11 protein-coding genes are annotated in these 11,520 nt (G+C 63.4%); 3 read left to right on the top strand and 8 right to left on the bottom strand.

The annotated features are described in order from the left end of the window. The first annotated feature begins 7 nt into the window (after nucleotides 1-7). A complete protein-coding gene (locus B0G73_RS25180) occupies nucleotides 8-847 on the top strand; it encodes a PPK2 family polyphosphate kinase (RefSeq protein ID WP_106283945.1) in 840 nt (279 codons plus the stop codon). A gap of 46 nt (nucleotides 848-893) precedes the next feature. Further along, nucleotides 894-1,673 (top strand): exodeoxyribonuclease III, encoded by a 780-nt coding sequence (locus B0G73_RS25175; RefSeq protein ID WP_106283944.1) that lies wholly within the window; start codon nucleotides 894-896, stop codon nucleotides 1,671-1,673. 129 nt (nucleotides 1,674-1,802) lie between these two features. On the opposite strand, the gene B0G73_RS25170 is transcribed toward B0G73_RS25175, so the two are convergent. The 7 genes from B0G73_RS25170 to argB all read right to left on the bottom strand — a co-directional run bounded on the left by B0G73_RS25170 (nucleotide 1,803) and on the right by argB (nucleotide 9,139). Next, nucleotides 1,803-3,095 (bottom strand): M48 family metallopeptidase, encoded by a 1,293-nt coding sequence (locus tag B0G73_RS25170; RefSeq protein WP_106283943.1) that lies wholly within the window; start codon nucleotides 3,093-3,095, stop codon nucleotides 1,803-1,805. Then, nucleotides 3,092-4,486 carry an AmpG family muropeptide MFS transporter gene (locus B0G73_RS25165; protein WP_106283942.1) on the bottom strand — a complete coding sequence of 465 codons (1,395 nt, stop codon included), beginning with the start codon at nucleotides 4,484-4,486 and terminating at the stop codon, nucleotides 3,092-3,094. Before B0G73_RS25165 ends, B0G73_RS25170 begins: the two co-directional genes overlap by 4 nt. A 14-nt stretch (nucleotides 4,487-4,500) precedes the next feature. After that, nucleotides 4,501-5,109, bottom strand: a complete 609-nt coding sequence (metW, locus tag B0G73_RS25160) for a methionine biosynthesis protein MetW (protein WP_012431403.1) — start codon at nucleotides 5,107-5,109, stop codon at nucleotides 4,501-4,503. Next, on the bottom strand, nucleotides 5,106-6,251 hold the full coding sequence (locus B0G73_RS25155) for a homoserine O-acetyltransferase (RefSeq protein ID WP_106283941.1): 1,146 nt from the start codon (nucleotides 6,249-6,251) through the stop codon (nucleotides 5,106-5,108). The genes metW and B0G73_RS25155 overlap by 4 nt, the downstream gene beginning before the upstream one ends. Nucleotides 6,252-6,561: 310 nt before the next feature. Continuing rightward, nucleotides 6,562-7,245: a nucleoid occlusion factor SlmA gene (gene slmA, locus B0G73_RS25150; RefSeq protein WP_106283940.1), complete on the bottom strand. Its 684-nt coding sequence runs from the start codon at nucleotides 7,243-7,245 to the stop codon at nucleotides 6,562-6,564. Further along, nucleotides 7,212-8,015 carry a pyrimidine 5'-nucleotidase gene (locus B0G73_RS25145; protein WP_106283939.1) on the bottom strand — a complete coding sequence of 268 codons (804 nt, stop codon included), beginning with the start codon at nucleotides 8,013-8,015 and terminating at the stop codon, nucleotides 7,212-7,214. The genes slmA and B0G73_RS25145 overlap by 34 nt, the downstream gene beginning before the upstream one ends. 224 nt (nucleotides 8,016-8,239) lie before the next feature. Further along, the gene (gene argB / locus B0G73_RS25140) at nucleotides 8,240-9,139 is read right to left on the bottom strand and encodes an acetylglutamate kinase (RefSeq protein WP_007179687.1); all 900 of its coding nucleotides are present in this window, start codon (nucleotides 9,137-9,139) and stop codon (nucleotides 8,240-8,242) included. A 265-nt stretch (nucleotides 9,140-9,404) separates the two neighbouring features. On the opposite strand from argB, the gene B0G73_RS25135 reads away from it, so the two are divergent. Further along, nucleotides 9,405-9,623: a cysteine-rich CWC family protein gene (locus B0G73_RS25135; RefSeq protein WP_106283938.1), complete on the top strand. Its 219-nt coding sequence runs from the start codon at nucleotides 9,405-9,407 to the stop codon at nucleotides 9,621-9,623. A 191-nt stretch (nucleotides 9,624-9,814) separates the two neighbouring features. Here the strand turns inward: B0G73_RS25135 and B0G73_RS25130 are convergent, their stop codons facing one another. Continuing rightward, nucleotides 9,815-11,452 (bottom strand): tetratricopeptide repeat protein, encoded by a 1,638-nt coding sequence (locus tag B0G73_RS25130; protein ID WP_106283937.1) that lies wholly within the window; start codon nucleotides 11,450-11,452, stop codon nucleotides 9,815-9,817. Nucleotides 11,453-11,520 lie beyond the last annotated feature (68 nt).

Genomic DNA, 11,520 nt, shown 5'->3' with positions numbered 1-11,520 from the left:
TGTGTGGATGGCCAGGCAACCCGAACTCGACGATTTCCGCGTGCCGTATTTCGACGACGGCAAGAAGAAAAACAAATTCTCGCTGAGCGATTTCGACCCGGCCGCCAAGCCGTTTTCGGCCGGCTCGAAAGATGGCGACAAGGCGCGTCTGTCGGAGATCGGCACGAAGCTCGACAACTTGCAGGAGCGCTTGCACGCGCAGCAAACGCGCCGCGTATTGCTGGTGCTGCAGGGCATGGACACGAGCGGCAAGGACGGCACGATCCGCGCCGTGTTTCACGAAGTCGATCCGCTCGGTTTGCGCATCGTGCCCTTCAAGGCGCCGACGCCTGTCGAACTCGCGCATGACTTTCTCTGGCGCGTGCATTCACAAGCGCCGGCCGCCGGTGAGTTGACGATCTTCAACCGTAGTCACTACGAAGATCTGCTGGTGCCTACCGTGCTCGGCACGTTGGATGAGCAAGCCTTCGTGCAGCGCTGCTGCCACATCCGCCAGTTCGAGGAATTGCTGGCGTATAGCGGCACGGCCATCGTCAAGTGCATGCTGCACATTTCGAAAGACGAGCAGCGGACGCGTCTGCAGGCGCGCATCGACGATCCGAGCAAGCACTGGAAATTCGACCTTGCCGATCTCGAAGCGCGCAAGCAGTGGGACCAGTATCAGGTGGCGTACCAGGACGCGCTGGCGGCGACCTCGACGGAGTACGCGCCGTGGTACGTGATTCCCGCCGACTCCAAGACGCATCGCAATGTGATGGTTGCGGAGTTGCTGTTGCGCACGTTCGAAGCGCTCAAGCTCGAATATCCGCCTGCCAAAGAATCGCTGAAGGGCATCAAGGTCGAGTGACCATGCCTTTCGCTTCATCAACGAATCGAACGTAAAAAGGAACGACATGTTGCGTGTGATTACCGCGAACCTGAACGGCATCCGCTCAGCGGCCAAGAAAGGCTTTTTCGACTGGTTCGGAGAGCAGAAGGCCGACGTGCTGTGCGTGCAGGAAATCAAATGCTCGCAGGACGACATGACGCCGGAATTCATGGCCCCGCACAACTTCACCGGCTATTTTCAACACGCCGTGAAGAAGGGTTATAGCGGCGCGGGCGTGTACACGCGTCACGAACCGGACGAAGTGGTGATCGGCTTCGGCAGCGAGGAGTTCGACCCGGAAGGGCGTTATGTCGAACTGCGTTTCGGCAAGCTCTCGGTGATTTCGGTGTATGTGCCCTCGGGTTCGAGCGGCGAGGAACGCCAGCAGGCCAAATACCGTTTCATGGACGAGTTCATGCCGCATCTCGCGGAGCTGGCTCAGGAGCGTGAGGTGATCGTGTGCGGCGACGTCAACATCGTCCACAAGGAAATCGATATCAAGAACTGGAAGAGCAACCAGAAGAATTCGGGTTGCCTGCCGGAAGAGCGCGCATGGCTCACCAAACTATTCGATGAAGTGGGCTACGTCGACGTGTTCCGCACGCTCGACCAGCGGCCGGAACAGTACACATGGTGGAGCAATCGCGGTCAGGCGTATGCGAAGAACGTCGGGTGGCGGATCGATTATCAGATCGCGACGGCGGGTATCGCGAGCAAGGCGAAACGCACCGACGTGTTCCGCGATATCAAGTTCAGCGACCATGCGCCGCTAACGGTGGATTACGACCACAAGGTGAAGAAGTAAGCATGGCAAGCGAGGCTGAGGCCTCGCCTTTGTCATGACAATGGTCGCGAGTGCGCAGCACGTAAACCTGAACTCGACCCTGCGGAACACGTTGTCATGGAAGAGGCGGACGCTAAAGACCCGCGCAACTCAATCGCGGGCCAGTTTGCGGCGCGGCCGGCCCATGCCAGCGTAGTCCGGCAACGCGTCCACGGTCTTGCCGATCGCCTTCGCGTACAGCGGCAGCATGTCCGGCAAGCGCTTGACGATGTCCTGACGGCGCGCCGGCGTGTAGGGATGCACGTAGATGAAGCCCTGATCGCGATTGGTGCGCGTGGCCTGCGCCAGCTTGTCCCACAGCGTGACCGCCGCGCGCGGATCGAAGCCAGCGCGCGATGCGATATCGCTGCCGATCACGTCGGCTTCGGTCTCGTCCGTATTTTCGTACTTCATTTCCAGCAGGCGCGAGCCGATGCCGAGCGGTGCCGCGCCCAGATCTGCAAGCCCGAATAGCTGCGGGATCGTGCCGGACGAGTCGAGCTGGCTTGCCTGCAGTTGGCCGAGCCGCTCGCGCGCATGCTCGCGCAGCGCATGCGCGATCTCATGGCCGATCAGCATGCCGAGCTCGTTGTCGTTCAGTTTCGCGCGATCGAGAAGGCCGCCGTACACGACAATCTTACCGCCCGGCAGACAGTACATGCGGATATCGGGCGAGCGCACCACCGCTACATCCCATTTCCAGTTCCTGGCCCGCTCGTTCCATTTCAGCGAGTACGGAATCATCTTGTCGACGATCGAGCGCACGCGCGTGACATGCGCGTCGGTGTCGGCGTACAGGCGGTTCGAATGCTCGGCGCCGTAGGTGATCTGGCTGAACTCGTCGGCGGCTTGCGCCTCGAGCATCGGCGATGGGATCAGGTTGCGGAACACCAGATAGCCGCCGTAACGCAACTGCGTGTTCAGGGTGTACGACGCGGACGCCGCGGCGGGCATCGAGGGGACGGCCGGCGCTTTGGCGGCCGCGGGTGGCGAAGATGTTGCGGCGGGCGTTCTGGCCGTGACCGGGGCCGGCGGCGGCTGCGTCAGTTGGGGCGAGGGGGGCGATGAAGGCGGCGTTGCGGCGGCGGGCGCGCTGCCTGCGCCCGCTGCGCCGGTGGCATTGTTCACCCCTTGTGCCGCCGATGTCGCGCTTTCCGGGCTCGCGGCAGCCGCCGCTGCGGGCTTCGCCGTCGGTGCTGACGTAGTGGCCGGCGCCGGAGCCGCCGCGGGTGCGCTGGTAGCCGCAGCCGGCACGGCCGCCGCATAGGCGTTCAATGGCGCGGCTAATGTCAGGCTCGCACAGCCAAGCGCGCATATGGCGTGCAGTGTGGCGCGGCTGCCCTTGATGGCAGGGCGCCGAGACGTCACCGAGCGCGCCGCACCCTTGGAAAAAAGCGCCTTCACGACTGCTTCCTCCACGGCGCGATACGCAGCAGAAGCAGCATGCCGGGCAACCCCAGCGCGGTACAAACGATGAAGTAGTCGAACCAGCCGATCTGCGCGACCACGTAGCCGCTCGCCGCGGAAGCCAGCGTGCGCGGCACCGAAGCAAGGCTCGTGAAGAGCGCGAACTGGGTGGCGGTGTAGCGTGGATCGGTGGTGCTGGCGATATAGGCGGTGAAGGCCGCCATCGTCAGCCCGGTGGCAAAGGTTTCCAGTCCGTAGACAAGCGCCAGCGCAACTGAACGCGGCTCGAGCTGCACCGCCCAATCGACGCCCACCAGTGCCAGCAGCTTCGTCGTGCCTTCGCTCAGCCAGACGGCGATGTCGTAAATTGCCACGAGACCCGGCGATGCCGGCCCGAGGTGCGCGAGCCATGCGAAGCCGAGCGTCGACACCATCTGCAGGACGCCGAAGATCCACAGCCCGCGGCCGATGCCGATTTTCATCAGCCAGATCCCACCGACGATCCCGCCCGCCAGGCTCGCGCCGAACGCGGTGGTTTTCGCGATCACGCCGATCTGCGTGCGCGAAAAGCCGATGTCGAGAAAGAACGAGGTGGACAGCGTGGTCGCCATCGTGTCGCCGAGCTTGTACAGAAAGATGAAACCGAGCACGAACAGCGCGCCGCGCCAGCCGTCGCGCTGAATGAATTCCTTGAATGGCTGCACGATCGCTTCGCGCAGGTTTTTGGGCGGCGTGCCGTGGACTTCGGGTTCGCGCACGACGAGTGTCATCACCATGCCAGGCAGCATGAACGCGGCCGTCACAATGAAAACGGTGGTCCAAGGCAAATGATCGGACAGGATCAACGCGAGCGAACCGGGCACCAGCGCCGCGATCTTGTAAGCGTTCACGTGCACCGCGTTGCCGAGACCCTGCTGGGTATCGCTCAACAACTCGCGCCGGTAGGCGTCAATCACAATGTCCTGACTTGCGCCAAAGAACGCGACCAGCGCGGTCAAAGCCGCCACCGTCCAGATCGAATCTTTAGGCGACACGAACCCCAAGGTGGCGATGGCGCCGGCCACGAGGATTTGCGTGACCAGCATCCAGCCGCGCCGTCTGCCCGGACGCCAGCCCGGAAAACGTGGGACGTAGCGGTCCATCAACGGCGCCCAGATGAATTTCCAGGTGTACGGGAACTGGATCAGCGCAAAGAGGCCGATTTCCTTCAGATTGACGCCTTCTGAGCGTAACCACGCCTGCACCAGGTAGACGAGCGTGAACAGCGGCAAGCCCGACGTAAAGCCGAGAAAGACGCAGATCAGCATGCGCGTATTCAGGAACGCGCGCCAGCCGGGATGTTCTTCGTGAGCGGTAAGTGCAGGCGCCTCGTGCGGCGGGTTCGACATGTGAATAAGTGGGGTTAGCTTTTCTTGACGCGATAGACCGCAAGACTACCACGCCAGTTCACCCCCCACCGCACCACCTGACCGTCGTGCAGTACTACGCGGTCAAGAATTTCGATGCCGACTTCCGGCGCCAGCGCCTCGAAATCCTCGATGGTCAGTACCCGCACGTTCGGCGTGTTGTGCCACTGATAAGGCAGCGACTTCGACACCGGCATGCGCCCCTGCAGCACCGAAAGCCGATGCGCCCAGTAGCCGAAGTTCGGGAACGACACGATGCATTCCTTGCCGACCCGCACGGTCTCGCGCAGGATCGCCGCCGTCTGATGAATGGTTTGCAGCGTCTGCGACAGAATCGCGAAATCGAAGCTGCCGTCTTCGAACAGGCGCAGGCCGTCTTCCAGATTCTGCTGGATTACGTTGACGCCGTTCTGCGTCGACGCCAGCACGCCGGCGTCGTTGATTTCGATGCCGTAGCCCTGCACGTCCAGTTCTTCGGTCAGCAGCGAGAGCAGCGAGCCATCGCCGCAGCCCAGATCCAGCACGGTGGCGCGCGGTTCGACCCAGCGCGCGATCGCGCGGAAGTCCGGACGCAGCGCCAGGTAATCGAGTGCTCGCTGGTTCATGCGTTCACCTCGTTCGCAATACGTTCGTAGTAGGCGCGCATCAGGTTGTGATAGCGCGCGTCGTCGAGCAGGAAGGCGTCGTGGCCGTGCGGTGCGTCGATTTCCGCATACGTGACTGTGCGCTTGTGGTCGAGCAGCGCTTTCACCAGTTCGCGCGAGCGGGCCGGCGCGAAACGCCAGTCGGTCGAGAAGCTGGCGATCAGATATTTCGCCGTGGTGTGCGCGACAGCGGCGGTCAGATCGCCGTCGAAAGCCTTGGCCGGATCGAAATAGTCGAGCGCGCGGGTGATCAGCAGGTAGGTGTTCGCGTCGAAGTAGTCGGCGAATTTGTCGCCCTGATAACGCAGATAGGACTCCACTTCGAATTCCACGTCGAAGTTGAAGTTATACGCGTCTACCGCGCCTTCCGCGCGACGCAGCGAGCGGCCGAATTTCTCGGCCATGTCGTCGTCCGACAGATACGTGATGTGGCCAATCATGCGCGCGACGCGCAAGCCGCGCTTCGGCTTCACGTTGTGTGCGTAGTAGTTGCCGCCGTGGAAATCCGGGTCCGACAGAATCGCCGAGCGCGCGACCTCGTTGAACGCGATGTTCTGCGCCGACAGCTTGGGCGTGGACGCGACCACGATGCAATGACCGACGCGCTCCGGATACATCATGCTCCACGCGAGCGCCTGCATGCCGCCGAGGCTGCCGCCCATCACCGCCGCGAAACGCGTGATGCCGAACTGGTCGGCGACGCGCGCCTGGGCGTTGACCCAGTCTTCCACTGTCACGACCGGAAACGTGGCGCCGTACGGGTTGCCGGTGGCCGGGTCGATACTCATCGGCCCGGTTGAGCCGAAGCACGATCCGAGGTTGTTCACACCGATCACGAAGAACTTGTCGGTGTCGAGCGGCTTGCCCGGACCGACCATGTTGTCCCACCAGCCGATGTCCTTGGGATTGTCAGCGTACACGCCCGCCACGTGATGCGACGCGTTGAGCGCGTGGCACACCAGCACCGCGTTGCTATGCGCGGCGTTGAGCGTGCCGTAGGTCTCGACCATCAGGTCGTAACCGGCCAGCGAGCTGCCGTTCTGCAATTGCAGCGGCTCGGAGAAATGCATTTTGTGGGGAGCGACGATACCGATCGATTCCATTCATTCCGCCATTTGTCAAAACAGGGCGGCTAAACGGCGTCGGCAAAAGCACGGAGGAACGACTGTGTGCGTGGCTGACGACCTCTTTAGCCGCATTTATAGTGAACCGCGGGAAACGTTCCCGGCAGTTCGCGCGCCCGCAATCGAGTCAGCAAATCGGCGCGTATAAGGTTTTCAAGCAGGTGTTCAGGGTGTTGCGGACAGCGGTTCCGAATGAATCGGGGTCCCGCGGTCAGGCGCAAAGTATAGCGGAAATTTTCGTGCGGCAACGTCGCGGGCGCAGAGCATGGCGCGACGCAAGCCGCGCGGACTACTGAAGAATCAGGAGCAGTTGCGCGTCGGCGTGGTCGGCGGGCGGCCGCGCGAAGCCGCTGCGCACATAGCGATGCCAGCGGCCGATGATATAGCTCAGCAGCAGACTCGCGCGGATCGCGGGATCGTAGCCGGCCGGCAGCGGGACGGCGCCCTCGCCCGAACTCGCCGTGGTGTTCGCCTCCATTTGCGCGAGCCGCAGGCATTGTTTCAACGACGCCTCGACGCGCTCCAGCATCTGATTGACGCGCTCGGTCAGCCGTTCATGCTCGCCGACCAGCGCCTCGCACGTCAACACGCGCGTCATGCCGGGATTCTTCGCGGGGAAGTTGAGCAGCATCAGCGCAATCGAGCGCGCCTGCAGCACGCCGTTGGGTTCCTTCTCGACGATCTGATTGATCAGCCCGAAGATCGTCTGCTCGATGAACTCGATGAGCCCTTCGAACATTTGCGCCTTGCTGGCGAAATGACGATACAACGCGGCTTCCGAGACGCCGAGCCGGGCGGCGAGCGCGGCGGTGGTGATCTTTTCGCTCTTGGGCGCCTCCAGCATCGCGGCGAGCGTCTGGAGGATGTGCACGCGGCGCTCGCCCGGCTTCAGGCGCTGCGCGCGCGGGGCGGTGAGCGTGGTGGTCGGTTCGTGTTCGGTTAAGACTTCGTCAGGTTTGTCGATCGGCTGCATGGCTGTCGTCCCGTCTGCTGTCTCTTCAATCGAACCGAGCGGGTGCTCAGTCGTAGCGATTTTAACGAACGAATGCTTCTATCGACATAGTGCGGCCGGCCGGTGCCCGGCAGGCGAGTCGGTATGCCGTCCGCGTGCGGCTTGCGCGGCAGATGGCCGGTGATCCACACCGTGCGGATGCCGAGCCGCCGATAGTTTTTCAAGTGCGAGCGCGTGTCTTCGACGAGGATCACGTCCTTTAGCGAAACGTGCGCGTCGCGCATGGCCTTGCGCAGCATCGCGTGGTCGGGCTTGGCGCGCCAGCGGCGGCGATCGCGCATATGTTCGATGGCAATCACCTGTTCGAACAGACGCTCGATTCGCAGTTCGGCGAGCACCGCGCGCGCGTAGGCTTCGGGCGCGTTCGTCAGCACGATCTTGCGGCCCGGCAGCGCAGCGACGAGGCGCGCGACGCCGCGTTCATGGCGGATCATCGAACCGAGATCGGGGAAGGTGTGCACGACCTTCAGGAAGTCGTTCGCGTCGAGCGGATGGTGGCGTGTCAGGCCCAGCAGCGTTGCGCCATAGCGTTGCGTGTAGCCGGTGCGCAGACGGTTTGCTTCGTCGATATCTACTTGCAGCGCGTCGATGATGTACTGCGTCATCCCCTGATTGATCGCCGGAAAAATCGCGTGCGACGCGTGATGCAGCGTGTTGTCGAGATCGAACAGCCAGACCGGACGGCCACCTGCGATGTGCGGACGACGGTTTCGGGAGGTGGGAGTGCGCATGGTGGAGAACGCCGTTCAGGCGCGAACAGTTGCCTCACGCGGCGAACGCGAACGGTTCACGGTGCGGGTGGCGAGCAAGGACGAGGTAGCGGGGTGGTGCTTTGTGGCGGCGCGCCGCTGCGAGCCGCCGAAGGTGTAGCGCGCGCCGTATGACCGCCCAGCGCAGCAGCACGGCACACAGGGCACGCCATGACGTGCCGCGTGTGCCGGATTTGAGGCAGGAATCAATGCGAACGGATCATCGTGCCGAACGGCTGTTCGGTGAGAATTTCCAGCAGCACCGAGTGCTCGATACGGCCGTCGATGATGTGCACCGAACGCACGCCGCTCTTGGCCGCGTCCAGCGCCGACGAGATTTTCGGCAGCATGCCGCCGGAGATCGTGCCGTCGGCGAACAGGCCGTCGATTTCGCGCGCCGACAGATCGGTCAGCAGATTGCCTTCCTTGTCCATCACGCCGGGGATGTTGGTCATCATCACGAGCTTTTCGGCGTTCAGCACCACCGCCAGCTTGCCCGCGACCAGATCCGCGTTGATGTTGTACGAGAGGCCGTCTTCGCCGAAGCCGATCGGCGAGATCACCGGAATGAACGCGTCATCTTGCAGCGCTTTCACGACCGCCGGATTGATCGCCTCGACTTCACCCACCTGGCCAATATCCACGTACTGGCCCGGATTGTCGCGATCCGGCATCAGCATCTTGCGAGCGTGGATCAGGCCGCCGTCCTTGCCCGTCAGACCGACCGCGTGGCCACCGAAGTGGTTGATCAGCGTGACGATGTCCTGCTGCACTTCGCCGCCGAGCACCCATTCAACGACTTCCATCGTCTCTTCGTCGGTGACGCGCATGCCCTGAATGAACGTGCCTTGTTTGCCGATCTTTTTCAGCGCCTGATCGATCTGCGGGCCGCCGCCGTGCACGATGACCGGATTGATGCCGACCAGCTTGAGCAGGATCACGTCGCGCGCGAAGCCTTGCTTGAGCCGCTCTTCGGTCATGGCGTTGCCGCCGTATTTGATGACCACGGTCTTACCGTGATACTGACGAATGTAGGGAAGCGCCTCGGCCAGGATTTCAGCCTTCAGGGTGGGCGCAATCTGCGAAAGGTCGGGAAGCTCGGACATGGCGGCAGGCTCAGGCACGGAACAGTTGAAACAGGGCGAATTGTACAGGACTGGCGCGCTGCAACAGGGTTTTCGATAGTTGCGCGGGCGGCGGGCGCCGTGGGCTTTGCGCACCGCGCAATCACGGCCCGCACACGCCAGCGGACGACAAAGCGTACCGCGCCTCGAAGGTGCCCGTAAATTAGCCGAACGGACGACTCACGATGGTTCGCCAGTCGTGGCATCATTTCCTGATTCCCGTTGCTGCGAGGGTGTCCAGGCTGTCATGAAACCGTCCGTTTCCCGTTCTGAAGGCCGCGCGCGCTGCCCGCGCTGCGGCAACGCGTTCGATTGCGCCATGCACGGCCAGCCATTTGACTGCTGGTGCCGTGAGATGCCGCCGTTGCCGGCGGACCGGCTCGATCCAACTGGGCGCTGTTTGTGTCCTGAATGTCTTGCGGCGGAGATTGCGCAGGCGGCTCAGGTGAGGCCCGGCGGCGTGTGATTGGTGGCGGGAGACCACGGGAGCCGGCGTAGCTCGGGGAAAGCACAGTCAGTCCTCGGGAGTGTTGCTGGCTGGCGAGCGCGCCACTGGCCTACGGGCGCAGCGTCGCCGTCTTGCGAGAGCGCCACCGGCTCAAGGGGGGGCGCCACCGGCTCACGGTAGCGCGATCCGCCTACATAAGCGCCGCGCGCTTACACCGCCCGGCGGTGCTGAGCCGCAAGCGCACTCAGATCACGCGCGACGGCTTCCAGCGCCGGCTCCCACTGACCGAATTGCGGCTGCCGGTAAAGCGTGGCGCTCGGATACCACGGGCTGTCGCGGCGGTCGAGCAGCCAGACCCAATGCGGGTTGACGTCGAGCAGCACCCACGTGCGCTGGCCGATTGCGCCGCTCAGATGCGCCGCCGAGGTGCAAACCGTAATGACGAGATCGAGCGCGCCGACAAACGCGGCTGTATCGTCGAAGGTCGCGAATTCGGCGGTGTAGTCGGTCATCGGCAAGCCGGCCGCACGTGCCGCCGCCACGTCCGCGCCAGCGCCCGGCTGCAACGAATAGAACGCCACGTCCTGCATGCCGCCGAAGTGAGCCGCATAGCGCTCCCAGCCGACACGCCGGAACGGATTGCGTTGATGGCCGTGGCTGCCGGTCCACGTCAACCCGACTTTGAACCGCGATTCCCCGGCCAGCCGCTCTTGCCACGAGTTGATGGCGCGCGGGTCCGCTTGCAGATAGGGCGCCGCCGGAATCGTTTCCTCGCGCGCGTCGAAAATCAGCGGCAGGCTCAGCAAAGGAACCTCGTAATCGAACGCCGGCAGCGATTCGACCCCGCCACCGGCTGAAAACTCGTCCGCATGAGCGCCGAGGCTGCGCGCGAGCAGCGCGCCCATCTGCGGAAATGAATTCCAGACGAGACGGCCGCCTTCGCGATGGACGCGCTCGGCCAGCATTGGAATATAGCGGCAGAACTGCAACAGGTCGCCCATGCCTTGCTCGCCCCACACGAGCAACGTCTTTCCGGCAAGCGGTTCGCCGCGCCAAACCGGCGCCGGCATTACCGGACGGTTGCCGCCCAATTCCGAAGAACCGTCCCAGCGCGCTTCATGCGATGCCCAACCGTGCGCATAATCGGCATGCACAAGCTGCAGCATGGAGAGATTGGAGCGCATGCTGGCGTCGTCGGGGGCTAGCGCGCAAGCGGTTTGGGCGGCTTGCGCCGCGTCGTCCCAACGTTGCGCTTCACGCAGCGTCAGCCCATAGTTGTTGTGCGCCAGCGGGCTATGCGGCGCGCATTGCACGGCCTTTGCGCCGGCTTCAAGCGCGCGCGGCAGGTCCATATTTATACGGTAAGCGTGCGTGAGATTGGTCCAGCCGTCGCCCTCATCGGGTTCATCGCGGACGGCATTTTCCAGCAGCGTGATCCGTTCGTTCAGGTTGCCGCCGGTGAACGTCAGCGCAGCGGCGAGATTGTTGCACAGGCGCGGCAAACGCGGATCGATTGTGAGTGCATGGCGATAGGGCGCGATGGCTTCGGCATGCCGGTTCGCCATCTGCAGCGCGTAGCCGAGGCGAAAGTGTGCAAGAGCGTTGCGCGGATCGAGTTGGGCAATAATGGCGGCGAGTTCGATTGCGTCGCCGGAGCGCTGTTGTTCGAGCAGCGTGGCCATGAGCGAACTGAGCGAGGCGTCGTCGAGCGGATGAATTCGCGCCGCAGCGTCGAGGCAGTCGGCTTCGGCCTGCGCCGTGCCGGTTTGCCGGGCTGCGGCGGCTTGTCGCAGAACAGTCAGGAAAGCTGAAGAGGCGTCGGCCTCGCTGTGGGGAGTCGGTAGCATGGATGGGTTGCGCGATGAAGGAGCCGAAGAAAAGTTCGTTCCCGTTAAGCGCTATCGCAAAAATTCCA

The sequence above is a fragment of the Paraburkholderia sp. BL25I1N1 genome, from assembly GCF_003002025.1.
Taxonomy (GTDB): Bacteria; Pseudomonadota; Gammaproteobacteria; order Burkholderiales; family Burkholderiaceae; genus Paraburkholderia.
The sequence above is the reverse complement of the archived record's forward strand: the minus strand, read 5'-3'. Positions and strand labels throughout refer to the sequence as shown.

What these genes read in the sequence shown, in the direction of transcription:
- B0G73_RS25135 (WP_106283938.1), top strand. Translation starts at nt 9,405, where the DNA reads ATGAAACCGTCCGTTTCCCGTTCTGAAGGCCGCGCGCGCTGCCCGCGC.
- argB (WP_007179687.1), bottom strand. Translation starts at nt 9,139, where the DNA reads ATGTCCGAGCTTCCCGACCTTTCGCAGATTGCGCCCACCCTGAAGGCT.
- metW (WP_012431403.1), bottom strand. Translation starts at nt 5,109, where the DNA reads ATGAACCAGCGAGCACTCGATTACCTGGCGCTGCGTCCGGACTTCCGC.
- B0G73_RS25145 (WP_106283939.1), bottom strand. Translation starts at nt 8,015, where the DNA reads ATGCGCACTCCCACCTCCCGAAACCGTCGTCCGCACATCGCAGGTGGC.
- B0G73_RS25130 (WP_106283937.1), bottom strand. Translation starts at nt 11,452, where the DNA reads ATGCTACCGACTCCCCACAGCGAGGCCGACGCCTCTTCAGCTTTCCTG.
- B0G73_RS25180 (WP_106283945.1), top strand. Translation starts at nt 8, where the DNA reads ATGGCCAGGCAACCCGAACTCGACGATTTCCGCGTGCCGTATTTCGAC.
- B0G73_RS25175 (WP_106283944.1), top strand. Translation starts at nt 894, where the DNA reads ATGTTGCGTGTGATTACCGCGAACCTGAACGGCATCCGCTCAGCGGCC.
- B0G73_RS25165 (WP_106283942.1), bottom strand. Translation starts at nt 4,486, where the DNA reads ATGTCGAACCCGCCGCACGAGGCGCCTGCACTTACCGCTCACGAAGAA.
- B0G73_RS25155 (WP_106283941.1), bottom strand. Translation starts at nt 6,251, where the DNA reads ATGGAATCGATCGGTATCGTCGCTCCCCACAAAATGCATTTCTCCGAG.
- slmA (WP_106283940.1), bottom strand. Translation starts at nt 7,245, where the DNA reads ATGCAGCCGATCGACAAACCTGACGAAGTCTTAACCGAACACGAACCG.